The following is a 25331-nucleotide window of genomic DNA, read 5'->3' as shown; positions in this document are numbered from 1 at the left end:
CCGTGACCATCGCCGTGTATGCGGCAACGTTCGTTGTAACTCTGGCGATCAGTGCATCCCAGAAGCGCAAAGCCGAGCGGCAGGCTCGCGCGCAGTACGAGGCTTCGGTGGTCGACCGCCTCGTCAACGTGCAGAACCCTGTCGCATCACGCGAACTGGTGCTTGGCCGGCTCCGCAAGGGCGGGGCAGTCTTCTTTCAATCGAGCATAGCGCCGCACAATGCCGTGTACATAGCCACCGTGGCGCTCGCTGCCCACGAGATCGATGGCGTCGAACGGATCTTCTTCAACGAAACCGCGATCGATCTGAACGCCCAAGGAAACGTCACCACTGCGCCATGGGGCCGGTGGAACAAGATCTCGGTGCGAGACACCAGCGCGCAGCCCGTCCGGGTTCTTGCGAACACGCCCATCCCGGGCTCGGTGTTCGTTTCGTTGGCCATGGGCCTGCCGATCCGGCGGCCGAGTCAGGATTCGCTGCCGTACACGCTGGTGGGCAACACGCTGACGATCGAGGACTATGACCCGACGCAGTTCTACACCGTCACCTACCAGTGGGACCAGTTCGTCTCGACCGCTCGAGTTTTCACGCACCTCGGATCTCCTGACCAGGCATCCGACCCGCGCATGCAACTGCTGTTGCCCGGTGTCTGGACCGCGGAACATCGCGCTCGTGGCGTGGCCTACCTCGAATGCGAGTTCGTCTACGAGGAGACATCGTTCCCGACTGGCCTGCCGAATATCACCGCGCAGATCCGCGGAGCCAAGTGCTACGACCCACGGACCGGCTCGACCGCGTTCACCGAAAACCCGGCGATCATGTCCCGGCACGTTCTCCTGCACCCTCAGTTTGGCAAGCGCACCTCACTGACCGCAGACGAGGAAGCCAGCATCATTGCAGCGGCCAATGCGAGCGATCTCCCGACGAGCTACACCGGTTCGGACAACGTGCAGAAGTACCGGGCCGCCCTGGTTGTGCCATTCGGCGCTCCCGCACGGGATGTGCTCGACGACCTGACCCAGGCGATGGGTGGAGAGTGGGCGTTCGCGGGCGCCGAGTATGCGGTCCGGGCGGGCATCTATCAGGCCCCAGTGATGCACCTGACGGACGCCGATCTCGCAGTGATCCAACGGTCGAATGACGGATCGTCATCGCAGGTCCCAATTGGCATCAGCCCTCATCGGCCGCGCAATGAGAAGGTCAACACCATCGCCGCCCGCATCTGGGATCAGGCGGCCAACTACATCGAAACGCCACTGGCCCCCTATGGTGCCGAGGCGCTGATTGCTGACGACGGCGCGGTCTTGTCGCAAGAAGTCGTGATGCCCGCGGTCTTCTATGCCGGCCAGGCGAGCCACATTGCCGGGATCATGCTCCGGGATGGCCGCGATCCGCTCACGGTCACATTGCCATTCAAGATGCGCGCGTACCCGCTCGAGCTGTTCGACGGCGTGTACCTCACCTTGTCGCGCTACGGGTGGATCGGCAAAGAATTCCGCATCCTCAACCGGACCTTCCACTCCGAAGGCTTCGTGATGCTGACGCTGAAAGAAACGACAGCGGCCATCTACGCACAAGGCGCGCCGTTTGTCCCCGGCGGGATGACCTCGAACAGTGGACTGCCGAAGCCCTGGGAGATCAACCCGCCGACCATCACGGGGATCTTCAGCGGCGAGGGGGAACTGATCGTTCAGAACGATGGGACGATTGTCAATAGTGTTCGGGTGACCTGGGCGCCAGTGCAGGAGGCGTCGGTCGCATCGAGTGGCAGCATTGAGGTTCAGTTCCAAGTCTTGCCCGATGGCGACTGGCGCACTGTGTCTGTTCCCGGGGATGCGGTCGAAGCAAGGCTGACCGGCGTCGACGATCTCTCACTCGTCTTGATTCGTGCGCGAACCCGCAACTCCCTTGCTGCGAGCGCGTGGAGTCCGCAGCAAGTTCATTCGGTCATCGGCAAGACGGAGCCTCCGCCGAACATCGAGAACCTGTCGATCTCCGGGTCTGTGCTGTCGTGGAGCCTGCCTCGGCGCGTACCTGACCTGGCTGGCTATGTCTTCCGCTTCCACTACGGGAATAACGTCGACTGGAACAGCGCCGCACCGCTTCACACCGGCCTCGTCACCGAAAGCCCGTATGAGCTTGTGACACGCCCCGGCGGCGTGGTCACGATCATGGGGAAGGCGCAGGACACGAGCGGCAATCAGTCGCTGGCGACCGGCAACATCGTGATGAACCTCGGCGACCCGCCGATTGCCAACGTGCTCGAGCAGTGGGACTTTCGGGCCATGGGTTGGCCCACCGGCGAAGATGCCGGGCCGCTCGCGCCAGCTCGGTATCCGCAATACGGTCCAGAGAATATCTACTCGATCGAGCGGCCCACCACTGCAACATACGTCGGTCCCGGAGGCTTGATCGAGACTGCTGGCATCAACGTGCCCAGATTCGAAGCAGGCGAGTTGCTGGTGGAGGGTGCGGCTACGAACTTGCTTCCTGCCAGCAATACGAGCGCATGGTTCAGCAACACGCCGAACACGGCGATGCCCGGCGCCGTTCTGGGCCTCAACGGCACCAGGCTGATCATGGGATCGGTGGCGGGTGACTCGATGAACATGCGGTCCGCTTCGACCGTGCCTGCCAACAGCACTCTGTGCGCGTCCTTCTTCTTTGACGCATCCACGGCGATCGGCTCTGCCACCCCCGGGAACGTTCGAGTCCTACTCATTGACGCGGATGGCGTGCAATCGGTGCGTCAGAACTTTGACACGTTTACGGGCGCGCTGGTGGGGTCTGCGACATCACTGGGCGCAAACGCTACAGCGTTGGCAGGCGGCATCGAGCACGTCTCGGGAAGCATTTACCGTGTCTGGGTGAGCGGCACATTTGCGAAGGCCCCGACCGCGCCGTCGGGCTTGCGGCTGTACGCGAATGCCGGGACCTCCGCTGACTCCTTTGTGGTCGGCGGCGCGCAGCTTGAGCTTGGCGATCGGCCGTCAAGCTATGTCCCGACGACCACCGCTGAGGTCAGCCGCGCTGCGGACACCATCAGTGTTAGCGACGGCCAATCCGGGTATGAGCGAATCGGCGGGGATCTTGCTGCCCTCGCGCTGGATTCGTTCTACGGGACTGACGACCAGAGCTTCTACGCAGGAGACACCGAGCCGTTCTACGAGGCTGGAGCCTATGGGCAGATGGTCTACGTGACGAAGCCGATCTCGATCATTTCGGCGCTTGCGGGCTCGATCATGACCCTGGAGGCCCAGTCGCAAGGGGTGGATCTCACGATCGAGTATCGGCTTGCGGGACCGGGATCGTTCTATGGTCAGGATACCGACTCCTTCTATGACGCCGATACGGTTGGCATCGACCCGGAGACCGGGCTTGTAGTCGCAATGTCCGCGCCTTTCTATGGAGAGCCTGGTGGGTGGGTGCCCTGGCCCGGCCAATTGGTCGCGCAAAACGACTCCTACCAGTTCCGAGTCACCATCGGCGCAGGCACGCAGCGCGGCATCTTGGAATCGCTCGTTCTGACGATCGACGCCCCCGATCTTGAAGAGGTGCTCGCCAACGTCGTGATTGCGGCCGGCGGGACCGCAATCCCCTACACCAAGCCGTTCACGGTCATCAAGGCAATCACTGCGACGCTGCAGGCCAACGTGAGTGGCGCCGTCACCGTTGAAACGACCAAGACGCCGAACCTTGCGCCGGCGATCCGAGCGTTCAACAGCGCACACGTTTCCGTATCCGGCGCTACCGCCGACATCATTCTGAAAGGCTACTGATATGCCCGCGTTTCCCGCCAAGTCCAAGATTTCCGCCCCTTACCCCAACCCCTCCAACGCCGTGGCTCGAGAAGGGTTCGCGGAACTCCACGACGCCCTCACGGGGCTTCTTGGAACCACTGGAGATCCTTCCGAAGCCCGAACCAAACTTGGCATCGGCTCCGCGATCGGCAGTCGAAACCGCCTGATCAATGGAAACTTCATCATCAATCAGCGCGCAAAGTCCGGCACCGTGGTGCTCGCTGCGGGCGTCTATGGACATGACCGTTGGAAGGCGGCTCCGGGCGGATGTACCTATACATTCACCCAGTCCGGCGCAGATGTTTTGATCACGATCACCGCCGGGAAACTGCAGCAGGTGGTGGAGGGGGTAAACATGGAGGGCGGCTCGTACTGCCTGTCCTGGTTCGGTACTTCGCAAGGCCGCATTGGTGCCGGCGCGTCAGGAGCCAGTGGCGTCACGGCGACTGGGGTTGCTGCAAACACAAACTGCACGATCGAATTTGGAACCGGCACCCTGACGCGGGTTCAGTTTGAGCCCGGGACGGCTCCGACGCCTTTCGATCGGCGCCTTTTCTCTGATCAGATGAGTTCCTGCCAACGCTATTTTGAAGTCGGCACGGGGATGATCGGGGGGGCTGGGGCTGCCGGCATCGGCGAATTTCAGTGGATCCCGTTCAAGGTGTCCAAGCGGGCGGCGCCGACCGTCAACTACGGAGTCACCACCTCCACGAACGTTTCGGTCTTTGATGCTCGCGCGGCGAATTTCGAGGGGCTGCAGTGGTACTGCGTTGCTGCTGCCACCAGCGCCTTTGTTTGGATTGGTTTCTGGACCGCTGACAGCGAGCTGTAGGCCATGTACATCACACACGAAACCCACATCCTGCGTGCTGAGGACGATGCTCGTATTCCGGTCGACACCGGCAACGCTGACTACCTCGCCTATCTTGCCTGGCTGGAGGAGGGCAATGCCCAGATCCCGCCGGCCGCTCCGTCGGTTGAGGAACGCGCCGCCGCGTTGCTTCTGGCCGTCGACGTGCATCTCAATGCAGCAGCACGCGCGAAGGGCTACGACAGCATCACCAACGCCGCTCTGCGGGCTGCGCTTCCCGGCAGTCCGTTCCACGCCGAGGGGCTCGCGTTCGGCCACTGGATGGATGAGGTCTACGCGAAGTGCTACGAGGTTCTGGCGCTGGTGCAAGCCGGCGAGATTCCGGAGCCTGACCGCGACCAGTTGATCGACATGCTTCCTGTCCTTGAACTGCCGGCATGAACTTCCGCAACATCAAAGCAACCCGCCCCGGCGGGTTTTTTTGTGCCTGAAAGGACGGCATGCAGACACCCGACCTAACACCAGTCCACCTGGTGACGATCATCGCCGGCATCATCTTCGGCCCTTCCGTCGCAATGGTGGTCGGACCCTATGTCGTCATCGCCATCTGCTCGATGGGAGGAGCTGGCGTGATGATCATGCAGCGGGAGGGCGACAGCCTCACTCGTGCATGCGTCTACTTCGCCGCTGCGGTGATCTTCGCGCTATTCGGCACCGTGCCGCTGTCTATCGGCGTGGCCTCTCTCTGGGGGCCGCTGCAGGAGAACTGGCTTTATGGCCCTTTCGCCGCCGGCCTCGCGTTCTCCGCGGACAAGTGGACGACCCTAATCCTTCCCTGGGCGGCGAAGAAGCTCAATCGGCTTGTCGATGTCCTGATCGCAGCGAGGGGGAAGCAATGACCTACGACGGCTACCTGCCTGCGGGCATCAACGGCCTGATCTCTGCGGCCATCGTCTTCATCTGCATTTGCCGCGCTCGGAAGATTAATCGGGCCGTCCTCTTGCGAGTGCGGATCGGCTACGTCGGGTTGCTCATGGGCGCGGCAGCGAACGGCTTCTCGCCGTGGCTGTGGGAGCTACCCGGATGGCCGTCAGTCGTGTTCGCACTGGCGATCGCCTTGAAGCTCTGCATCGAAAGCCGCGACTGGCGGAACGGCCCGCCCTTCACGTCAACCGGCCCGGCACCGCTGGGGGAGGACTGACCATGACCCTAGAAGAAATCACCCGCACCGCCATCGAGCCGGCACTTGCTTGGCTGCCGCCGAAGATGAACAGCATCGAAGCCCGCGTGATGTTGCTTGCCATCGGCCTGCAGGAGTCGAAGTTCGTCCACCGATGGCAAGTCCTCAACGATCCGACGAAAAAGGGACCGGCGCGGTCCTTCTGGCAGGGCGAGCAGAACGGCGGGATGGTGGTCGGGACCATGACCCATCCTGCGAGCCGCGAACTCGCCCGAGCTGCCTGCATGGAGCACGGCGTGCCTTTCACCAGCCAGGCCATGTGGGAGGCGATCGAGACGAACGACGTGCTCGCTGCAATCTTGGCTCGCCTGCTGCTATGGACCGAGCCGGGAGCGCTGCCGCGCGTGACCGACACGGAGGGCGCATGGCTGCTCTACTTGCGCGCCTGGCGCCCCGGCGCTCACTCGCGGGGCTCGTCGAGCGATCGGGCTGCACTGCGCGCCAAGTGGAACGCCTACCACCGGCAGGCCCGGTCCTTTCTGGGGCTGCCATGACATGGTTGCTCACTAACTGGAAGCTGGTTGCGCTCGGCACCGTCCTAGCCCTCTCGCACGCCTTCACATGGCGGGCTGGCGGCGCCGGGGCCCGCGAGGAACTGGCCGACTACAAGCGCGGGCAGTCGGAGCAGCGCCTGCTCGCCGACCGCGCGCAGCGCACCGAAGAACAACGCCGCACCGCGGCCGTCGCAAAGGAAGTCCAAGATGCTCAACCGATCATTCAAGCCGAAGCTCGCGATGCTGCTGCTTTGCCTGACAGCCGGCTGCAGCAGCCTGCCATCCGCCACATCCAACGAGCCTGCCCGAATCCCCCCGCTGCCGCCTCAGGCCCGCCAGCCGTCGACCCCCTCATGGTGTTTGCCGACGTGTTCGGCCGCCTTGAGCAGAGATCGGAAGATCTGGCGCGGCTTGCTGGAGAGCGGGGCGCCGCCGGCACCACCTGCGAGCGCGTCTACGACTCCCTGACCGCCAAATGAGTCAGCGTCCGCGTCGAATGACAAGCCCTACAGATGTGCAGGCATAGCCTGCAATCCTGAGCTTCAGATGAAGGTCTTGGACATAGGGTGGCACGTCTACGTGGTAGTCGAGAGCGTGGGCCATGGGACCGATCTTGAAGTCTTCGACGTGATGTCCCCTTTCCCTCAGCCGCTGGACGAGAGCCTCCATGTCTCGGCGGCGGTAGACGACGGTGTCGCCCGACTCCACCGTCTTGTCATTGGACGACGCGTTGAATTCTGTTGTGTGAACGGCAACGCCGCCGACTTTCAGCGTTTTCTCCACGGCGTTGACAACAAATTGAAGACCAGCTTCTAGCGAGCCCAAGTGCTCGAAACAGCACGAAGACCAGTTGAAATCGAAGTCTCGAAGACCCGGATCGATGTTGTTCATGTCGCAGTAGCCGTGCGTGACGCGCTGTGCAAGCACCTCATCGGGTGTGATCGCCGGGTAGCTCAAGGTGGACAACTCCGCCCCGTACTGATTTGTGTTCGCCCACATAGAGGTCGAATCCAGCTCTCTAGGTGCGTCCGTGGCTACGATGTTGACGCCCATCGAAGCGAATACCGCGGGCAATGGCTCCCTCCCCACACCGAAGACTAAGCCTCTCGCATCCTTGGCAACCGCCCCCGACTCGATCAGCTTGTGCAACACGAAGGCGAATTCCCATTGCTTGCGATGAAATCGGGGTCGCTCATTGATGAGCCGACACATCTGCGCATATCGGGGGTGATAGAAGTCAGATGCTTGGCAATTCGAGAACTCAAACGCTGGTAGGCTCCCATCAACCGGGTTGTCCGCCGGGTCTGGGCAGAAGAACGAGTAGCGACTTTCTCTTACCTCCCAACGAAGATGGTTGAGCTCCTGCGTGAGGATGTCGTTCTGCTTGCTCCAACTCCGTTCCGTTTCGGCGGACCTCCGAACGGTTTCCTGTACCTCTTTCAAAGCGCGGTCTAGGTCGCGGATGAGCAGCGACTGTTCGGCGGCTCTGGAGTCGACATACTGGATCATGCGACTCTTGATCGGGATCCAAGCGGGGCGCAGCGCGGCCTTCACGACAGATTTCAGCATTGTTCCTGGCTTCCTGAGTGCAGTCGCTAGATGTAAGCGTCGGACTGTGAGGGCGATTGTGGCACCCTATTGTTTAGCGCGGCGTGCGCTTGAGCCTGCCGAGCGCACGTAGTCAAGGCTTGGGGCGACGATCCTTGCGCCATTCCCACGGGGCCAACGGCTCAGCGTCACGCCACAGTCCTCGACGCGCCTGCCGCGCTGCATCCTGGGCTCTGAATAGCGGCGCGTCTGCGACCTTGGCGTATCGCTCGTAGACCCATGCCATGCCATTGGCTACCTGGTGGGTTCCGACATCCTGTCCGCGACATTCAACATCCGCCACGGTGCGGCCGTAGCGATCTCGTTCGCGCTGGAAGACCGCGGCATTCTGGAGGTGGCAGAGCTTGGCAAGAGACTGCCTTGAGCGCTCGCCGAAGGGTTGGGCCTTTTCAGGTGCATCGATTGCGGCAATGCGAATCTTGATCTGCTCGTAGGCACCCCCCGTGCCGCAGCGTGCCGTGACGGTATCGCCATCGCTGATGCCGACGATGAGGCATGGGGTAGGCGGCTCGGCGCTGGCGAGCAGCGGAAGGTGAGCCGCGAGGACGAGGAGGGCGAGACGAAACATCTCTCGATGCTATCTGCCCCGGTGGCCGTCACTCGCCGTACCGTGCCCGGATGTGCTCTCCGGCGTTCCCCTCGTGCGCGTCGGTGTACCGGTCGCCGACCGAGGCGCAAAGCTCGGCCACCCTGAACCCGTACTGCAGCAGCGCCGGGTCCATCGGCTCGCCGGCCTGCACTAAGCCGATCTCTATGGCGATGCGCTCAAACTCGGCTTGTGCATCGCACTTCTCTTCGTCGCAATCGACGGCGTTCTCGCTCATGGGCTGGTCTCCTAGTGGAAGACAACTTGTCCACCAGCGCCGCCACCTCAGAAGTAGGCCGGCGCCTGAACTTTCTCGACCTGATGCGCCTTCAAAGCTAGGTCTTGGCGAGGTGGCTTTGCCTCACTCGCATTAACGGCGTTGTCCACTCAAGGGGTTTGGCCGGGCAAAGGCAGGCAACTCGAACTCATCCGTTCGTAGATCCGAGACGAATACTTGCCTCAGGACTTCGTTTGCTTGGACCTGCCAATAGAGTCCGATTTTCTCCAGCGCCGCCAGAACATCCGGTTCGAGTTTCAGCAGGGCGCGATCGCATTCGTTCTTCATGGGTTCCTTCTCCCGCGGGGGTCTGTCGCCGATTTCACAGAAGCCGAAGTCGCCGCGCTGAACATGGCGCGGGTGGTGAACACGTCGAGGCGGCGCCAGACTTTGAAAGCTCCGCCATCCCCTCCTCGGTTATCCGAAGCACTGTCGCGACGTAGACGGGGCTTGGCAGCCCGGCTTGCCGGATCGGCAAGAACTCGGCTTCCACCAAGCCGGTTGCGTGCAGAAGCGAGACGCATCTGAGCTCGCCAGGATCGGCAACACGGATCGGCAACTGCGCTTGGTGCAGCTTGCGCAAGAACAAGAGCGGCATTTGATCCCTCGTCTGCCGGTCCGCGTCGGTCCCAAAGCACCGGCTGTCTTTGGTGCGCGCAATGTAACCGCAGAGCGGCTTTCAAATCAATGGGTGCGCATGGTTCGGGCAAAAAGCAGCCCAAGGCGATGGCTCATCCGCCGGCTAATGGAGGTGGTGCTTTCCAGCTAGCCTAGCGAACAGCCCTGCTATGGCGGCCAATGCTTTCTCCGCCGTGTCTTCGATTTGGACAGAGCATGCGAGCATTAGGTTAAGCGGAAGGTCAAAGTCCTCGACCACGTAGTTCTTCGGGTCCCGCAGAACGCCACCGGCACGCACGACCCTCATGAGCTGCTGCACACGCGTCGCGTAGGTGCCACTGACCCCATAAGCCACCACGGGCAGCCCCATCGCGACAGCCGCGCCGACTTCAAACACAGTGCCGGAGTCGGGCTCAGTGCCTCGGAAAGGCTCGAGGTTCGCAATGACGCCATCACACAAGCTCAATCTGGCCATGTTCATGTTGAAGATGTACTGGGCTTCTTTGCCGATGGCTGCGATGGGCGGCATCCCGTCTGAAGGCGGCTGCGCCTGGAGTCCCAATTTTTCGCAGGCCAGCACCAGCCTCTGCGTGTGCTCCGCGGCATCGAGCCGGAAGACATCCGGGCCGGCGAGATAGATGCGCGGGCGAGCAGGGTGGGCCATGGAGGTGCAGTATGCGGCGGTGCGGAGGCGAAGCAACTATCAGCATTCACAGGGCGCATCGCTCATCTGGGTTGAGGATCGCGCTCGAGGACCTGCCGCATGAACTCGTGCGAAAGATCCTCCGGCAGGGAATGGGCTTGGCAGTACCAGACCTGATAGAACCACAGGTCGCCTACGTGCTCAGCCCCTGTGAAGCTCGTTGTGTCCATCGCGCAGGCAACGATTTCAGGTCGCCAAAGGATGCCGAGCGGGCGCACGTTGGGATCTGGGACAGCCGGCCAAAGCCCGAGCCGCGGCCGGCCCTCGCGGTCCTCCAAGGTGAGCATTCCACACGCCCAGGGTTGGTCTACGAACTCGCGTTTCGTCAGTTGCAGCCCTGCGCGATAGCGTCGCTGCATCCTCACTCGCATGCTTCGCCGTCCGCACTCTTCGGCAGCAGGCCAGGCATCTCATGCATGACCGCTCGGATGTGGTCGCCGGCATTCCGGTCCCAGTCGCCATAGAGATCGCCGATGCGCGCGCAGCGGCCGGCGACGTGGTCGGCGAAATCCCGCAGCGACGGCCGCATCGGCTCATCGGGGCCGAGCTCGCCGACCCTGCGCGCCATCTCGAGCAGCTCGTCGTCAATCGTTGCGCCAGCGTCCACCTTCGAACCTCCAGCCCGGCGGCACCTCGGCGCCGGGTTTCATCCAGGCAGGCGTGTTCGCGCCGAGGATGAGCGCCTCCCCCTGCTCGTCGCCGACATGCGCACCTCGCCGAGCGACCGCGATTGGGTTCTCGTGGCCGCTGCTTTCGTAGCGCAGCCACGCTTCCTCGAGCGCGTCGTCGAGCGCGAGTCGCGGCTCGAACTTGAGCAGCGCCGCGGCGTACTGCTCTTCCCATTCCTGGCGTGCCGCCTTCACCTTGCTCATGGCTCTCCCCGGTAGATGTCCAAGACCGTGCAGTCCCCTTGATACTGTATGAATGTACAGTATTATGACGTACATCGAACGTGGACAGTATTGGCCCGCCCGGGCAAAAATGAACCGATGTGCTCCCACTACCAGGCTGAAACTCGCCGCCGGAAGCTCGAGAAGTTGGGCATCAAGCTCCCGCCGGCGTGGCAGCCGCCGCCCGGCGGGTCGCACATCTACCCGACGCAGATGGCGCCCTTCATCCGCCGGCCGCCCGAGCGCGATTCAGGCGACGAGGCGGTGCCGGATCTGGAACTGGTCGACGGCCACTTCGGTCTGCTGCCGGGATTCGCCAAGGAAGTGAAGTACGGCCTGCGCACCTACAACGCCCGAGCCGAGACCGTCGACCAGCTAGCCAGCTTCAAGAACGCATGGGCGAAGCCGCGGCACTGCATCATTCCCTGCGAGGCGATCTACGAACCGGACTGGCGCACGGGTAAGGCGATTCCGACGAGGTTCACGGCGGCCAACGATGATGCGATCGGCGTTGCGGGCCTCTGGTCGCCCTGGAAGAACCCAGCAAGCGGGGAGTGGGAGCTCAGCTTCACCATGCTGACGATCAACGCAGACACACATCCGCTGTTCATGCACATGCATCGGCCGGATCTGAAGAGGCCAGTCGACAAACAGGACAAGCGCATGGTCGTCATCCTCCCGCCGGCGCAGTTCGAGCCCTGGCTCGACGCCTCGCCTCAGGAGGCGTTCGGATTCATGCGTGAGTACCCGGCCGAGCTCCTGACGATGACGCCAGAGCCGTTGCCACCAAAGATCCCCAAGGCGAAAGAGTCGCCGCAGCCGCCGGTTCAGCCTGGGCTGCTGTAGCCCCGGCGCCGATCGAGGCGTTTGATGCGGGTCCGGTGGCGGTCCAGATTTTTTGGAATGGACCTCGCGGAACCCGCATGAATGCTGGGGCGCTTGCGTTGATTTTGGAATATCAAACAGGGCTGAACCTGGCGTCGTTGTTGACTTTTGTGCCCGGCCTGTCACGCCGGGGGTCGCGGGTTCGAGTCCCGTCCACTCCGCCAGACACAAGCCCCTGTAGCAGTTCTGCTACAGGGGCTTTTTGTTGTCTCGATTCAACTCCCTCCAGCGGCCCGACAACGGTTCGGACCCAACCGATCAGCGCGCAGGATCCATGCGCAGTCGGTACGCCACGCCATCACGGCCGGGGTCGGCGCCGCCGTGCAGGCCATCGGCCTGTACCTGCACGCCGTGCACCCAGCCGATGGTGTAGTTGTACGGGTTGCGGCCAACGGCGTATCCCTGTGCTTCCAGTGTGCGCGTGATGGAACGCGGAATGCGGTTGCACACGTCGATGGCGTTGCTGGTGGACGAGAAGCGTGGCGCCGACACGGCAGCCTGCATTTCCATGCCGTGGTCGATCACGTTGAGCAGCACCTGCAGCACGCCCATCGCGATCTGCGTGCCACCGGGGGCGCCGAGCACCACGTCGAGTTCGCCGTCCTTGAAGGTCATGGTGGGGCATGACGAGGTGAAGCGGCTCTTGCCAGGCTGGATGCTGCCTGCGCGGCCCGGGCGCGGGTCGAACACGCCCATGCAGCCGTTGTACAGGAAGCCCATGCCCGGGGTGATGATGCCCGAGGGCATGGCCAGTGAGTGGGTCAGGGAGACGGCATTGCCGTCGGCGTCCACCACGCTCAGATGGGTGGTGTCGCGCGGCACGGGAGCGCCGGGGTTCACGCGTTCCACGTCGAAGCGATGACCCGCGCGGATCTGCTCGGCCACATCACGGGCCATGTCCTTGGACAGCAACTGATCGAGCGGCACGTCGAAGAACTTCGGGTCGCCGATGCAGCGGTCCTTGTCGATCGTGGCTTTCTTCATGGCCTCGCACAGCGTCTGCAAGTAGGCGACGCTGTTGTGCTCCAGGTTCGCCAGATCGAAGTGCTCGAGGATGTTGAGCATCTCCAGCAGCATGGCGCCGCCACCCGGGGGCTGGTTGGTCGTGATGGTGCGGTCGCGGTAGCGGCCCACCAGCGGCGCGTTGCGCTGCACCTGGTACCGGGCCAGGTCGTCGCGCGTGATCAGCGAGCCCAGCGACTGCAGGTGCGCCACCATCTTTTGCGCCAGGTCGCCCTGGTAGAACGGGCGCGCGCCTTCCTCGGCAATCTGGCGCAGCACGGCGGCCATGCCTTCGTTGCGCAGCGGCGCACCGATGGGCTTGGGGCGGCCGTCGGGGCGGCAGTACAACTGGCGGCTGTCCTCGCAGTACTGCAGGCGCTCTAGGTTGCCGACGCGGCCCATGCTGGGCTCGTCGATCCAGAAGGCGTGCATGCCGGGACGCACAAAGTAGCCGTCCGCCGCCCATCGGATGGCGGGCTCCACCACCTGCCGCCACGGCAAGCGACCGTGCGCCTGGTGCATGGCCTCCAGGCCCTTGAGCGTTGCCGGCGTTCCGATGGACTGGGGGCCGATGTCGTTGACGCGGCCCTTGAGGATGAAGCCGAAGCCATCCCTGGTCTCGCCCTCCAACAGGTGCTCCCACATGTCTTCCCTGGCCGCCAGCGGCGCGGGCGAGTGGAAGTCGAAATATTCATGCACCTGAGCACCGGGCAGGTACACGGCGGCAGTGCCGAAACCCGCGATGCCGCACATCAGCGGGTCCACCACCGTCTGGGCCAGCGCGGTGGCTACCGCAGCATCCACCGCGTTGCCGCCTGCGCGCAGGATGTCGATGCCGGATTCGGCGGCCTCCGGCTGCGGACAGACCACCATGGCTTCTTTTTTCATGGCTTATTTGGCGCTGAGATTCAGCGCCTCGAGCGTAGGCCCCCAGGCCTTGGTATCACGCGCCGCCGTTTCCATGACCAGCGCGGAAGGGCCGGACATGGGGATCACGCCCATGCTCTTGAGCTTGGCCTGCACGTCGGGACTCTTGTGGAAGGCTGCCGTCGCCTTGTTGAGCTTTTCCACAATGTCGGGCGGCGTGCCGGTGCGTGCCACCACCGCACTCCAACCCATGTTGTCAAAGCCCTTCACGCCCAGCTCGCCAAGGGTGGGCACATCGGGCAGTTCAGGGGTGCGCTGTGGCGACAACACGGCCAGCGGATTGAGCTTGTGGTTCTTGATGTGGGGCAGGGCAGTGCCATACACCGGTGCCATCACTTCGGTCTGCCCACCGATGGTGGACAGGATGCCGTCGGCCTCGCCCTTGTAAGGGATGTGGGTCATCGAAATGCCCAGAGCATTGGCCATCAGTTCGACGGCAAGATGAGTGGAGTTGCCCAGGCCGGCGGATGCGAAGTTCAGCTTGCCGGGCGCCGCCTTGGCTTTTTCCGTCAAATCTTTGAGCGTCTTGATGCCCGCGGCTGGATTGGCCGACAGCACGAACGGCACGGTGGTCAGCATGGTCACGCCAACAAAATCCTGCGCTGGGTTGTAGGGCAGCGGCTTGTAGGTGAATTGGTTGAGCACCATCAGCGACACGCTGCCCAGCAGCAGGGTGTAGCCATCGGCGGGCGCATTCAACGCGCTCTGTGCGGCAATGATGCCGCCCGCACCGGGCTTGTTCTCCACCACGATGGTGGCGCCAATGGCCTTGCCTGCGTGTTCGGCCCACATGCGTGCGATCGTGTCGCTGCTGCCGCCCGGGGCCTGCGATACGACCAGGCGCACGGGACGGCTGGGATAGGAGGTTTGCGCGTACACGGTGGTCGCCGCGGTAGCCGCGACCGCGGCACCCATCAGGATCTTGTGGACGTTCGTGATTGCTTTGGACACTGGGATTCCTCCGGGGCTTGTCATGAAAGATGAGGTAATTTTCATGACAAAGGCAGCCATCTACCTAGTGAAAATGCAAAATGGATATATGAAGGTTTACTCATGATTGAACGTTCAGAAGGCCTTTCCTGGGCGCGGGGCATCAAGGTCCGGCATCTGGAATCCTTTCTGGTTCTGGACGAGGCGGGCACGCTGACCGAGGCGGCGGCGCGGCTGCACATGACGCAATCTGCCATGTCGCACTGGCTGACAGAACTGGAACGCGTGGCGGGTACGCCGCTGATGGTGCGCGGGCGCAAGGTGCAGTTGACGCCTGCGGGGCATCTGCTCAAGCGGCTGGCCATCACCGTGCTGGGAGATATCGTGCGTACCGGCCGCGAGATGCATGCGGTGGCTGCGGGGCGCGTGCCGCGTCTGAACGTGGGCAGCGTCTGGGCAGGCATCGCCGGCGGCCTGCCCGAAGCCGTGACCGCGTTCCAGCAGCGCCATGTCGATGTGGCCGTGTCCATCCACGACGGGCTGTTCGACGACCTGCTCAAGGGCCTGGACACGCGTGCCATGGATGCCGTGATCGGCGTGCTGGATGCAAGGGCGCACAAGCCGCAGCTGGCGCATCACGTGCTTTTCGACGACCAGGTGAGCATCGTCATCGGCCAGGGCAGCAAGCACTGGGACAGCAAGCAGCCGCCGGGCTTTGCCGACGTGCTGCGCGAGCAATGGGTGATGCCGCCCCTTGGTACGCTCACTCGCATCCAGATGGACGCCTATCTCATCGAGCAACAGGCATCGTGGCTGGTGCCCAAGGCAGAAACCGCGTCGCTGGCCATGATGCAGGCACTGCTGCAAAAGGGCGACTATGTCGGCGTGTGTGCGGAATCCATGGCGGACTACATGGCCTCGCTGGGGCTGTTCAGGAAGATCGCCCTTGATTCGAACATCCGCTTCGGCCCGATCACCGTGGTGTGGAACCGCGAACACGTCTCAGCCACACTCATGGATTTCATCGCCTGCCTGAGGGCGCATGCGCGGAGCTTGCCTGCCGCGCCAGTGCTGGCGCCGCTCAGCGCGTAGCCGCCGCACCAGCCTGTGCCGGAGCTCGCCTACGGACGCTTTTGCCTAGGCGACAGCGCCGCCAACGTCCTCTTCGCGCTGTGCAGCAAGCCGCGTCGCGCGGTCGGCAACTGCGCCTTGGTGTCGCCCGGCGCAACGATCTCGAACGCCGAGGGCGCCGCGAGTTTTTCGGCCAGCACGTCGCGCGGCCTCGTCAGTCCTTCGAAGCGGGCGTTCGAGATGACGTGCACCTGCAGGTGGCGATGCAGCGACTTCGACAGCTTCTGGCAGGCCGCCGCCATGGCCGCGCGGTCGGGCATGACCGCGCCATGCACGACCAGAAGCTCGACGGTGCTGTCGTGCGCGTCCTCGCCCAGGATGAAGGCACGCACGACCGCGTCCTTGAACTTGGCGCGCAGCATGGCGCGGATCGGTTCGGCCGCGGCGAATGACTTCAACGCGATGCTGCGCAGCTCGCGGTGGAAGATGAACGAACGGTCGAGCGTGACCGTGGCCGGCGCGTCGGGTTCTCCTTTCTGCCGTGCGAGGATGCCGCTTTCGACGAGGTGTTCGATCGTGCGCTCGACCTCGTCAGGCGCGAGCTTCGTGTGCCGGGCCAGTTCGCTCGCCGCGTGCGGCTGGTCGGGGGCGGCGTAGACGACCTGCAGCAGCTTCTGCACCGCGGCGGACAAGAGAAAATCTGCAGCACTCACGGGGGCGGCTCGTTCATTCGTGGTTCGTTAGGTTTCAGGGGAGCCGCGATTATGAAGTTGACGCCGAGGCGTCCCGCACCCGTCAGGCCGCACTCGCCATTCGCCCGCGCCTGGAGTCCGTGCTGCCCAGCCTCGCCTGCAGTGCGGCCAGCAGTGCGAGCACCGGCAAGCACAGCTCCAGGACCTCCTCGAAGCTCAGCATCAGGTACGCGGACTGCGCAGATGCCGAAGAAGGAATCTGGTCGAGCACCAGCGCGGCACCGACCACCGCGCCGAAGGTGATCAGCGTCATCGCTTCGGGGCGCCAGCGGGACCAGGCGCGCAGTGGCCCGCGCTGCAACCATGCGCGCCGCGCGAGCCATGCGCCGGCGACGGCGACAGGCACGAACACCGCGAGCGTCGCGGGGCCGCGCAGCAGATGCGCCTGCGCATCCAGATGCGCCAGCAACCAATGCGCCTCGCGCGCCGCGAAGCCGAGCAGCACGACGCAGACCGCCGCGCGGTCCCACTGCGACATGGCTTCGACGCGCACCAGCAGAAAGCACAGCGCCGCGAGCAGGTACAGCTGGATCGTTCCGTTCTCGATCGGTCCGTTTTCCTCCAGCATCGACGGGCCGAACGCATGCGGCGTATGGATGCCGATCCAGGCAGCCGCCGCAATGAACATCAGCACCACGCAAGGTGCCGCGCCACCGCCCGCGAGCCGCCGCAGCGGATTCGCCAGCAGGCTGGCGCAGTCGCGCGGTGCGAGCCGCGCCGCCACCGCCCGCGCCGCGCACAGCGCGGCAGCGATGCCCGCGCCCAGCAGCGCGCCGGCGGCGATGTCGAAAGGAAAATGGACGCCGACGTGGATGCGCGCCCACCCGGTTGCCGCGGCCACTGCGAGCAGGAACAGCCCCACGTCGCGCAGCGGACGCCGCCACAGCAGCATGAAGGCCATGGTGAACATCACCGTGGCGTGCGTGCTCGGCAGCCCCGCGCGCACGCCGTGCGGCACGTGCGCCGGGCTGAGCCCGACCATGAAGGGCCGCGGCATGCCGATGGACGCCGCGATCTCGTGCGCGATCAGCGAAGCCGCGCCGCCGGCCGCGAGCACGGTGAGAAGTTGGCCGCGTTCTGATGCACGGCGCCAAGCCACCCAGGCGAGCACGGCCGCGCAGGCCCACGAGGACCACAGCGCGATCGCCGAGGCAAGCTGCAGCAGCGTGGAGGGCGGGGAAAAGCCGGCTGCGAGCGCCTCGAAGAGCGCGAGATTCAGCGAATGCATCCTTTGGTTTGCTTTCGTGGCACGTTTCGGAGCCGCCTTGGGAGGCGAATTTGTTAACGAATCGTACGACGATACAACCCCGCGATGCCGGGGTGCCGGCCACGCGAAACGCAACACCTTGTGTGGAAGCGCCCGCCAGCAGACCGGCGCCGCTGCTAGGCCAGCGCCACGGCCTCGATCTCCACCTTGAAGCCGAAGTGCAGCGGCCCCGTGGGCACGATGGCGCGCGAAGGCCGCGCCGCGCCAGCCCATTGCGCATACACCGCATTGAAGGCCGGCCAGTTGTCGACCGTGTCGAGGTACACGCGAACCTGCACCAGCCGGTCGATGCCGCTGCCGGCTGCCCGCAACGCGGCCTCGACGTTGTCGAGCACCTGGCGCGCCTGCTGCTCGAATGGGGCGTCGCCCAGGCGGGTGCCATCGGGTGCGATCGGCAACTGGCCCGAAACGAAGACGAAGCCGTTGGCCACGGTGGCGTGGCTGTAATGGCCGCCGGGCGTCGGCAGGCCCGGGGGCGCGACGTAGCGCGGGCGCACGGGTTCACCAGCCATGGACGCGGCTCCATGCGGCGAGCGTGCCGTCCTGCGACAGCGCGTGGTACGCGGGGAACTGGGCGCCCGTGGCACAGGCGTGGTTGGGCAGGATCCGCAACTGCGTGCCGATCGGCAGCCGCTGCGCAATGTCGGTGTCGGGCGCCCCTTCGCGCGACAGGATGCCGTGCTCCTGGTTGGCGCCGCTCAGCACGTAGCCTTCGAGCACCTGGCCGTCGAGGCTGCAGGCCAGCCCGTAGCCGAAGTCGTGCTTCTGCTTCTGCGTGCCGCGGTCGCGGCTCATCGCCATCCAGCCCGCATCGACGATGGCCCAGCCCTTGTCCACCTGATGACCGATCACGGTCGTGAGCACGCTGAGCGCGATCTCGTCGGTGGTGCAGACGCCGACGTTGTGCATCACCAGATCGAACAGCACGTAGACGCCTGCGCGCACTTCGGTGACGCCGTCGAGCCGCTCGGCGGAGAGTGCGGTCGGGGTCGAGCCCACGCTGACGATCGGGCAGGGCAGGCCGGCAGCGCGCAGGCGCTCGGCGGCACGCACGCAGCCCGCGCGCTCCTGCTCGGCCATGGCGGCCAGTGCCGCGGGTGTGTCGAGCTCATAGCTGGAGCCCGCATGCGTGAGCACGCCGCCCAGCCGCATGCCGCCCGCCGCGAGGGCGTCGCCCACCGCGAGCAGCGCGGCCTCCTCGGGCTTGATGCCGGAGCGGTGGCCGTCGGTGTCGATCTCGATCCACACCTCGAAGGCCTCGTCGTGCGCGCGGCCGAACTCTGCGATGACGCGGGCCGAGTCCACGCTGTCGGTGATGATCTTGAGGTCGCAGCCCTGCCGCCGCAGCGCCAGTGCCTGCGGCAGCCGGTGCTGCGCCATGCCGACCGCATAGAGGATGTCCGTCACGCCATCGGCGAAGAACTGCTCCGCCTCCTTGAGCGTCGACACGGTAATGCCCTGCGCGCCCGCGGCCAGCTGGGCCCGTACGACGGGCGTGCACTTGGTGGTCTTCACATGCGGGCGAAAACGCATGCCGAGCGCCTGCATGCGCGTCTGCATGCGCGCGATGTTGCGCTGCATGCGCGGCAGGTCGATGAGGGCGGCGGGCGTGCCGAGCGGGAGGGTGCCGGGTGGGGTCTGCATGGCCGTACTGTAGGCAATCCGGTGGAGGAGGTGGTTGAACTGAATTGATTCAATCGTTAACTCCGACTGAATGATGGCGGTCGGCGGGGCCAACGATTCCAGGCCGTCGCGACTTCGCGTAGGCGGTCTTCCCAAGCCGCTTTTGGCGCGGCTTGCCGGACGTAGCATGGAGAAGCCGAAGAGGCGGCCGGCCGCAAAAAGCGCCCGGCTTTTCCCATCATGTAGTCAAAGAAGAGGAGAGAACGCCATGCCATCCATTCATTTCCGCAGCCTTGCCATTGCATGCGCCGTCGCGGTCGGCGGCGTCGCCGTCGTGGGCTGCACCACCACGCGCCCCGACGACAAGTCCAGCGCCATGTCGTCGCGCGCTTCGATCGATGCGCAGGTCGACGCCGCACTGTCCAAGCTCTACAACTCCGCGAAGGGTTCACGCGAACTGGTCGCCTCGTCGAGCGGCGTGCTGGTGTTCCCGGCCGTGGTCGGTGCGAGCATGGGCGTGGGCGCCGAATACGGCCGCGGCGCGCTGCGCGTGAAGGGCAGCACGCAGTCCTACTACAGCACGACGGCGGGCTCGATCGGCTTCCAGGCCGGCGCCCAGTCGAAGGCGGTGATCTATGTGTTCACCAACCAGGCCGCGCTCGACAAGTTCCGCAACAGCAAGGGATGGACGGCCGGTGCCGACGCCACAGTGGCGGCCGCCAACATCGGCGCCAACGGCAGCATCGACACCAACACGATGCGCCAGCCGGTGGTGGGCTTCGTGCTCACCAACGTGGGCCTCGAGGCCGGGGTCTCGCTCTCGGGCGCGAAGATCACCGAGATCCGGCTGTAGTCCTTAGCTGGCGGTGGCCAACTGCGCCTGCAGTTCGGCCACCTGGCTGCGTAGCGCTTCGTTCTCGGCCGTGAGCTCGGCCACGCGCTGCGCCAGCCTTTCGAGCGGGTCGGCCTGCGGCGCAAGCTGATCGCCGGACGCGTCGCTGTCGCCGGCGGCTTCTTCGCGGGGCTTGCGCCTGGCTTCGCGCACGCGCTTCGCGGCCTGGCGGAGTTCGTCCTTCCCCGCACTCGCCGCGGACACCTGCTCCTCGGCCGGCAGCGTCGCCACGGCGGCCGCGGTGTTGATCGAGATCATCCCCGACTTCACCGCCGCCACGAGCTCGGGCGCGGCCTGCTTCTGAATCTTCTCGATCATCACCACCTGGTTGCTGCTGAGCCGGGCGGCACGCGCAATGGCTTCGCGGCTGTTGAGCGGCGCGGGCGGCGGCAGGGCCGTGGTGGGATCGGCCGAGGGCGGCGTGTCCCCGTCGAATGGTGCGTCGTCGGGCGACGCGGTCTCGGCGGCCGTGCGCGCGCGACGGTTGTCGACGATGTCCTTCTTGCGCAACGCCAGCACGCCGCGCAGGAAGTCGGAGATGCTGCGCCGGCCCAGGTGCTGGTCGATCATCCAGAGGTGCACGTCCTCGATGGTCTTGAAGCGCGTGTTCTGCACCGTCTGGAACGGCAGGCCGTGCTTCTGACAGATGCCGTAGCGGTTGTGGCCATCCACCAGCACATCGCCCCACAGCACCAGCGCATCGCGGCAGCCTTCGGCCAGGATGCTGCGTTCCAGGGCTTCGTATTCCTCCGGGGTCAGGGGATCGATATAGGCTTTGAGTTCTTCGTTGACGACGATGTTCATGCGGTGAGGAGCGGGCAAACCGGGAGGCAAAGGGGCGGAATTCTAGAGGCCCGGGCGCGGGGCACCGCCCGATGTGCAGAACGAAGTGAACAGATCCGGTGCCGGGACGTCTGGATGGATGGGGCGGCGAACGGCCCGCCTGATCTTGATCAACTTCCCGAGGATGCATCCATGTCCACGAAGTGCGCCGCGGCATCCCATGCGCCGGCTTGATTCGCCACTGCCCGCAGGCATCGAAGTCTATCGACTCGATCTCGACACGCGGGCCGAGGCCGTGGCGGCCGGCGATGGCTGACCAACGCCGAGCGCGCCCGGGCCGACCGCATTGCAAGGACCGCGGACCGCGTGCGCTTCACGGCCACCGCGATCCGCGCACCGTGCATGCCCTCGGAGTCGACATCGAGCAGTGCCGGGCGGGGCTCGACGCCGAGGTAATCCTTTCGATCGCCTTCACCCCGCGCGAAGCCCGGGAAGTGCGCGAAGCCACTGACCCGGTGCAGGCGCTCCACATGCGCTGGGCTGCCAAGGAGGCGCTGCTGAAGGCCGTGGGTGTCGGCATGGCCGAGCACCTGCAGTCGGTCGGCATCCACCCGAGCGATAGCGAGCGCTTCGCCCTCGAATGCGCGGTGCCCGCGTGGGGCTGTTTCGAAGCCATGGCGCTCGACGCGCCGGCCGGTTATACCGCCGCTCTCGCGTGGCATCGGGGATCGCCCGACTGAACACCGGCGCACTTCGTGCTGCATGACGCGCCTTCGCGCGAGCGCGCCGAGGCGCTGGTCCGCTGGCTCGGTGCGGCGCTGCTCAGGCCCTCGCTCGACGGGGCCCCGCGCGAGCACGGCCCGCTGCATTGATGTGCGCTCAGCCGCGCTTCGGAATGGCCAAACCCCGGGCCACAGCGGGCCGGGCCACGAACGCGTCGAGTGCACGCGCCACGTTCGGAAACTCGTCGAAGCCCACGAGCTCGCGCGCCTCGTAGAAGCCCACGAGATTGCGTACCCACGGGAAGATGGCGATGTCGGCGATGGTGTAGCGCTCGCCCATGACCCAGTCACGGTCCGCAAGGCGCCGGTCGAGCACGCCGAGCAGGCGCTTCGATTCGGCCACGTAGCGGTCGCGCGGGCGCTTGTCCTCGTAGTCCTTGCCGGCAAACTTGTTGAAGAAGCCGAGCTGGCCGAACATCGGTCCGATTCCGCCCATCTGGAACATCAGCCACTGCACGGTCTCGTAGCGCGCCGCCGCGTCTGTCGGGATGAACTGGCCGGTCTTGTCGGCCAGGTAGAGCAGGATGGCGCCCGACTCGAACAGCGCCAGCGGTTGGCCGCCCGGTCCGTCGGGATCGAGGATCGCGGGAATCTTGTTGTTCGGATTGAGCGAAAGGAACTCGGGCGACAGCTGGTCCTGCGTCTCGAAGTTCACCAGGTGCGGCTCGTACGGCAGCCCGGTTTCTTCGAGCAGGATCGACACCTTCACGCCGTTGGGCGTGGGCAGCGAATAGAGCTGCAGCCGGTCCGGGTGGCGCGCGGGCCACTTGCGGGTGATGGCAAAGCTGGAAAGGTCGGACATGGTGATTGGTGCAGGGGAGTGACGACGCCAGTGTAGATCGCACCAGCGCGTCGCTCTTGCCGGCCTATGGCCCGCGCCTCAGAACCGCGCCTTCAGGAAGGCCGAAGGCCCATGCATCTTGACCTTGAGGCGGGTCTCCGCCGTGCGGCTTTCGCGCGAGAGGTCGATGTTCGTCACGCCATAGGCAAACACGAGGCCGACGTTCTTCACCGGGAACCACTCGACCCCGGCCGAAGCGTTGTAGATGTTGCCGTGGAAGCGGCCGCCGCCCTTGCGCACGCCCGAGACGTCGGCGAAGAGCCGCAGGTCGGGGCTGATTGCGTGCCGTACGCCCAGTTCGAGCAGCGGCGCGATGGCGTCGTCGCTGCCGCCCTCGTTGATGGTGCCGACGCGGCCGTTGACCGCGACGATCGCATTCGCGTTGCTGTCGATGCGGTAGTAAGCGGCGCCCGCGCCGAGGCCGAACACGGTGTTGCCCGAGCCCATCCACCACTTGTACGAAAGCTTGGCGAACTCGAGCTTGACGTCGATGTTGGCATTGCCCAACGCATTGACCGTGCCGAAGCCGCCGATGGATTCGCTGCCGGCAGCCTGGCCGAAGTAATCGCGCTTGTAGCGGTAGTAGTCGAACGAGAAGCCGTGGTTGTCGCCCAGCAGCATGTCGGCCGTGATGCGCGGCATGGTCACGCGGCCGGGCTCGAGGTCGCGCGTGCGCAGCGTACCGCTGTAGACCGAAGTGACCGATGCATTGAACTTGGGTTCGGCGCTGAAGGCACCGACCGAGAAACTGAAGCGGTCGAGTGCAGGCGACGGCTCGGCCCACGCAAGGGCGGGTGCACAGAGAAAGCCGACACCGGCCAGTGCGCCCAGTGTCGTCAGCCGGGCAGGGTTGGCGAATGGGCGGGAGCGGAGCAACAGCATTGAATGAAATCCTTCGACAGGCAAAAAAAAGGCCTCGGGCCCGCGTGCTGCTTCATGCACGCGATGCTGCCGGGCAACGCTCCCCTTTGAATGCCCCCAGGCTACCGGCGCTTGCCGAGGTACCCCATGCGCAGTTTGCCGTTGTGTATGTAGGACGTTGTCGATCCACGCCCCAGGACGAGCAAGAAAGTATCAACGTGGCCGCGAAGGCGATGCTGCGGCACCGGGCCAGAGCTTCACGAGTCCCGTCGACAGCGCCACGCCGCAGACGATGACCGCCGCGCAGATCAGCATCCACTGCGTGATGTTCTCGCCGAGGAACACCGCGCCGTAGAACACCGCGAACACCGGCACCAGGAAGGTGACGGTCAGTGCCCGCGCCGGGCCGGCGTTGGCGATCAGGCGGAAGAACAGGATGTAGGCGAGGCCGGTGCACGCAATGCCGAGCGCCAGCAGCGCGAGCCAGGCGCGCAGGCTCGGCATCTGCGTGGGCCAGAACCACAGCGCCGGCAGCGCGAGGAACAGCGTCGCGCCGATCTGGCTGCCGGTGGCCGTGGCGAGCGCGGGCACGCCGCCGAGGAAGCGCCGCGTCGCGCTGGCGGCCACGCCATAGCTCGCGCAGGCGCCGAGGCAGGCCAGCACCGCCCACAGCGCCGCATGGTTGTCGGCACCGGCATGCAGGCCGGCGCTGCGGCTCGCGAGCATGGCCACGCCGGCGAAGCCGATGACGAGGCCCACGATGCGCGAGCCGTCGGGCCGGTCGCGAAACCAGGCCCAGGCCACGAGCGCGCCGAACATCGGCACCGTGGCATTGAGCACCGCGGCCAGGCCGCTGTTGATGGTCAGCAGCGCAAAACAGAACAGCGCGAACGGAATGCCCGAATTCAGCACGCCGATGGCCATCGACGCCTTCCAGTGCGTGGCGAGCGCGGGGCCATGGCCGCGAATGAACAGCAGCGGCAGCAGGAACAGCGTCGCCACACCGACGCGAACCGCCGCGGCGGGCAGCGCGCCGAATTCCGCCGCGCCGATGCGCATGAACAGGAACGAGGCGCCCCAGAGCGCGCCCAGCAGCACGAGGTCGACGAGCCATCCCTTGGGCCGGGTGGCGGGGTTGGGCGCGGTGTCGTTGTTCGTTGTGCTCATGGGGCGTCGAATATCGCACGGCTCGCCCGTTCGAGCTCGAGCAGCGCGGTCTTGCGTTCGAGGCCGCCCGCGTAGCCCGTGAGCGAGCCGTCGGCACCGAGCACCCGGTGGCAGGGCACGATCACACTGATCGGATTGCGCCCGACCGCCGCGCCGACCGCACGCACCGCGGCCGGGTTGCCGACATGTGCGCTCAGCGTGCCGTAGCTCAGCGTCTGGCCGGCGGGAATGTTGCGGAGCGCTCGCCACACGCTCTGCTGGAACGCGGTGCCATGCGACAGATCGAGCGTCACGTCGAAGCTGCTGCGCCGCCCCGCGAAGTAGTCGCGCAGCTGCGCGCCCGCCTCGACGAGCACCGGATGGTCGTCGCGTGTCTGCCAGCCCGTGGTGTCGGGCCAGTGGCGCTGCTGGTCGAACCAGACGCCCGCGAGGCCCTGGTCGGTGGCTGCCATCGTGATGCCGCCGAGCGGCGTGTCGATGTGCGAGGTGTAGATGGTCTTGCTCTTGAACTTCATGGCGTT

Annotated in this window: 29 protein-coding genes; 11 read left to right on the top strand and 18 right to left on the bottom strand. The window is 65.3% G+C overall.

Going from position 1 to position 25331, the window contains the following annotated elements:
* Positions 1 to 2 precede the first annotated feature (2 nt).
* The 7 genes from AC3A6G_RS03300 to AC3A6G_RS03270 are packed head-to-tail and all read left to right on the top strand — an operon-like array spanning position 3 to position 6824.
* Positions 3 to 3779 carry a phage head spike fiber domain-containing protein gene (locus AC3A6G_RS03300; protein ID WP_487873042.1) on the top strand — a complete coding sequence of 1259 codons (3777 nt, stop codon included), beginning with the start codon at positions 3 to 5 and terminating at the stop codon, positions 3777 to 3779.
* A gap of 1 nt (position 3780) precedes the next feature.
* A complete protein-coding gene (locus AC3A6G_RS03295) occupies positions 3781 to 4632 on the top strand; it encodes a hypothetical protein (RefSeq protein WP_487873041.1) in 852 nt (283 codons plus the stop codon).
* A 3-nt stretch (positions 4633 to 4635) separates the two neighbouring features.
* A complete protein-coding gene (locus AC3A6G_RS03290) occupies positions 4636 to 5052 on the top strand; it encodes a hypothetical protein (protein ID WP_487873040.1) in 417 nt (138 codons plus the stop codon).
* A 59-nt stretch (positions 5053 to 5111) separates the two neighbouring features.
* Positions 5112 to 5510: a hypothetical protein gene (locus AC3A6G_RS03285; protein ID WP_487873039.1), complete on the top strand. Its 399-nt coding sequence runs from the start codon at positions 5112 to 5114 to the stop codon at positions 5508 to 5510.
* Complete coding sequence (locus AC3A6G_RS03280) at positions 5507 to 5812, top strand: hypothetical protein (RefSeq protein ID WP_487873038.1); 306 nt, start codon at positions 5507 to 5509, stop codon at positions 5810 to 5812. The genes AC3A6G_RS03285 and AC3A6G_RS03280 overlap by 4 nt, the downstream gene beginning before the upstream one ends.
* Positions 5813 to 5814: 2 nt before the next feature.
* Positions 5815 to 6345, top strand: coding sequence for a hypothetical protein (locus AC3A6G_RS03275; RefSeq protein WP_487873037.1), 531 nt, complete (start codon positions 5815 to 5817; stop codon positions 6343 to 6345).
* Complete coding sequence (locus AC3A6G_RS03270; protein ID WP_487873036.1) at positions 6342 to 6824, top strand: DUF2514 family protein; 483 nt, start codon at positions 6342 to 6344, stop codon at positions 6822 to 6824. Before AC3A6G_RS03275 ends, AC3A6G_RS03270 begins: the two co-directional genes overlap by 4 nt.
* Before the next feature lies 1 nt (position 6825).
* On the opposite strand, the gene AC3A6G_RS03265 is transcribed toward AC3A6G_RS03270, so the two are convergent.
* The 7 genes from AC3A6G_RS03265 to AC3A6G_RS03235 form a co-directional block, all read right to left on the bottom strand.
* Positions 6826 to 7914 (bottom strand): hypothetical protein, encoded by a 1089-nt coding sequence (locus tag AC3A6G_RS03265; protein ID WP_487873035.1) that lies wholly within the window; start codon positions 7912 to 7914, stop codon positions 6826 to 6828.
* A 112-nt stretch (positions 7915 to 8026) separates the two neighbouring features.
* Positions 8027 to 8521, bottom strand: a complete 495-nt coding sequence (locus AC3A6G_RS03260; RefSeq protein ID WP_487873034.1) for a thermonuclease family protein — start codon at positions 8519 to 8521, stop codon at positions 8027 to 8029.
* 28 nt (positions 8522 to 8549) lie between these two features.
* Positions 8550 to 8777 (bottom strand): hypothetical protein, encoded by a 228-nt coding sequence (locus tag AC3A6G_RS03255; RefSeq protein WP_487873033.1) that lies wholly within the window; start codon positions 8775 to 8777, stop codon positions 8550 to 8552.
* Positions 8778 to 8909: 132 nt separating this feature from the next.
* Positions 8910 to 9104, bottom strand: a complete 195-nt coding sequence (locus AC3A6G_RS03250) for a hypothetical protein (RefSeq protein WP_487873032.1) — start codon at positions 9102 to 9104, stop codon at positions 8910 to 8912.
* Positions 9105 to 9558: 454 nt separating this feature from the next.
* Positions 9559 to 10098 (bottom strand): nucleoside 2-deoxyribosyltransferase, encoded by a 540-nt coding sequence (locus tag AC3A6G_RS03245; protein ID WP_487873031.1) that lies wholly within the window; start codon positions 10096 to 10098, stop codon positions 9559 to 9561.
* A gap of 400 nt (positions 10099 to 10498) precedes the next feature.
* Entirely contained in the window at positions 10499 to 10744 is a 246-nt protein-coding gene (locus AC3A6G_RS03240) for a hypothetical protein (protein ID WP_487873030.1), read from the bottom strand.
* Positions 10722 to 11009 (bottom strand): hypothetical protein, encoded by a 288-nt coding sequence (locus AC3A6G_RS03235; protein ID WP_487873029.1) that lies wholly within the window; start codon positions 11007 to 11009, stop codon positions 10722 to 10724. The genes AC3A6G_RS03240 and AC3A6G_RS03235 overlap by 23 nt, the downstream gene beginning before the upstream one ends.
* A gap of 117 nt (positions 11010 to 11126) precedes the next feature.
* Here AC3A6G_RS03235 and AC3A6G_RS03230 point away from each other — a divergent pair, with 117 nt between their 5' ends.
* Complete coding sequence (locus AC3A6G_RS03230) at positions 11127 to 11873, top strand: SOS response-associated peptidase (RefSeq protein WP_487873028.1); 747 nt, start codon at positions 11127 to 11129, stop codon at positions 11871 to 11873.
* A 297-nt stretch (positions 11874 to 12170) separates the two neighbouring features.
* Here AC3A6G_RS03230 and ggt read toward each other — a convergent pair whose 3' ends face one another.
* Together ggt and AC3A6G_RS03220 are read right to left on the bottom strand one after the other, a co-directional pair.
* Positions 12171 to 13802: a gamma-glutamyltransferase gene (gene ggt, locus AC3A6G_RS03225; protein ID WP_487873027.1), complete on the bottom strand. Its 1632-nt coding sequence runs from the start codon at positions 13800 to 13802 to the stop codon at positions 12171 to 12173.
* A 3-nt stretch (positions 13803 to 13805) separates the two neighbouring features.
* Positions 13806 to 14792 (bottom strand): Bug family tripartite tricarboxylate transporter substrate binding protein, encoded by a 987-nt coding sequence (locus AC3A6G_RS03220; protein WP_487873026.1) that lies wholly within the window; start codon positions 14790 to 14792, stop codon positions 13806 to 13808.
* 102 nt (positions 14793 to 14894) lie between these two features.
* Here AC3A6G_RS03220 and AC3A6G_RS03215 point away from each other — a divergent pair, with 102 nt between their 5' ends.
* Complete coding sequence (locus AC3A6G_RS03215; protein WP_487858255.1) at positions 14895 to 15863, top strand: LysR family transcriptional regulator; 969 nt, start codon at positions 14895 to 14897, stop codon at positions 15861 to 15863.
* 29 nt (positions 15864 to 15892) lie between these two features.
* On the opposite strand, the gene AC3A6G_RS03210 is transcribed toward AC3A6G_RS03215, so the two are convergent.
* The 4 genes from AC3A6G_RS03210 to AC3A6G_RS03195 all read right to left on the bottom strand — a co-directional run bounded on the left by AC3A6G_RS03210 (position 15893) and on the right by AC3A6G_RS03195 (position 19505).
* On the bottom strand, positions 15893 to 16555 hold the full coding sequence (locus AC3A6G_RS03210; RefSeq protein ID WP_487873025.1) for a hypothetical protein: 663 nt from the start codon (positions 16553 to 16555) through the stop codon (positions 15893 to 15895).
* A gap of 82 nt (positions 16556 to 16637) precedes the next feature.
* Entirely contained in the window at positions 16638 to 17822 is a 1185-nt protein-coding gene (locus AC3A6G_RS03205) for a phosphatase PAP2 family protein (protein WP_487873024.1), read from the bottom strand.
* A 155-nt stretch (positions 17823 to 17977) separates the two neighbouring features.
* Entirely contained in the window at positions 17978 to 18373 is a 396-nt protein-coding gene (locus AC3A6G_RS03200) for a RidA family protein (RefSeq protein WP_487858252.1), read from the bottom strand.
* Positions 18363 to 19505: a DSD1 family PLP-dependent enzyme gene (locus tag AC3A6G_RS03195; protein ID WP_487873023.1), complete on the bottom strand. Its 1143-nt coding sequence runs from the start codon at positions 19503 to 19505 to the stop codon at positions 18363 to 18365. Before AC3A6G_RS03195 ends, AC3A6G_RS03200 begins: the two co-directional genes overlap by 11 nt.
* A gap of 247 nt (positions 19506 to 19752) precedes the next feature.
* Between AC3A6G_RS03195 and AC3A6G_RS03190 the strand changes: the two genes are divergently transcribed.
* Positions 19753 to 20337 carry a BPSL1445 family SYLF domain-containing lipoprotein gene (locus tag AC3A6G_RS03190; RefSeq protein ID WP_487858250.1) on the top strand — a complete coding sequence of 195 codons (585 nt, stop codon included), beginning with the start codon at positions 19753 to 19755 and terminating at the stop codon, positions 20335 to 20337.
* A gap of 3 nt (positions 20338 to 20340) precedes the next feature.
* On the opposite strand, the gene AC3A6G_RS03185 is transcribed toward AC3A6G_RS03190, so the two are convergent.
* Positions 20341 to 21180 carry a plasmid replication/partition related protein gene (locus AC3A6G_RS03185; RefSeq protein ID WP_487864058.1) on the bottom strand — a complete coding sequence of 280 codons (840 nt, stop codon included), beginning with the start codon at positions 21178 to 21180 and terminating at the stop codon, positions 20341 to 20343.
* A gap of 377 nt (positions 21181 to 21557) precedes the next feature.
* Between AC3A6G_RS03185 and AC3A6G_RS03180 the strand changes: the two genes are divergently transcribed.
* Positions 21558 to 21899 carry a 4'-phosphopantetheinyl transferase family protein gene (locus AC3A6G_RS03180; protein WP_487864057.1) on the top strand — a complete coding sequence of 114 codons (342 nt, stop codon included), beginning with the start codon at positions 21558 to 21560 and terminating at the stop codon, positions 21897 to 21899.
* A gap of 139 nt (positions 21900 to 22038) precedes the next feature.
* Here the strand turns inward: AC3A6G_RS03180 and AC3A6G_RS03175 are convergent, their stop codons facing one another.
* The 4 genes from AC3A6G_RS03175 to AC3A6G_RS03160 form a co-directional block, all read right to left on the bottom strand.
* A complete protein-coding gene (locus AC3A6G_RS03175; RefSeq protein WP_487864056.1) occupies positions 22039 to 22743 on the bottom strand; it encodes a glutathione S-transferase N-terminal domain-containing protein in 705 nt (234 codons plus the stop codon).
* Positions 22744 to 22821: 78 nt separating this feature from the next.
* Positions 22822 to 23664, bottom strand: coding sequence for a hypothetical protein (locus AC3A6G_RS03170; RefSeq protein WP_487873022.1), 843 nt, complete (start codon positions 23662 to 23664; stop codon positions 22822 to 22824).
* Between the two features lie 192 nt (positions 23665 to 23856).
* Positions 23857 to 24810 (bottom strand): DMT family transporter, encoded by a 954-nt coding sequence (locus tag AC3A6G_RS03165; protein WP_487858244.1) that lies wholly within the window; start codon positions 24808 to 24810, stop codon positions 23857 to 23859.
* On the bottom strand, positions 24807 to 25325 hold the full coding sequence (locus tag AC3A6G_RS03160) for a methylated-DNA--[protein]-cysteine S-methyltransferase (protein ID WP_487858243.1): 519 nt from the start codon (positions 25323 to 25325) through the stop codon (positions 24807 to 24809). Before AC3A6G_RS03160 ends, AC3A6G_RS03165 begins: the two co-directional genes overlap by 4 nt.
* Positions 25326 to 25331 lie beyond the last annotated feature (6 nt).

The organism is Variovorax sp. Soil_C_26 (genome assembly GCF_057657075.1).
This window is presented reverse-complemented; position numbering and strand designations above follow the sequence as displayed.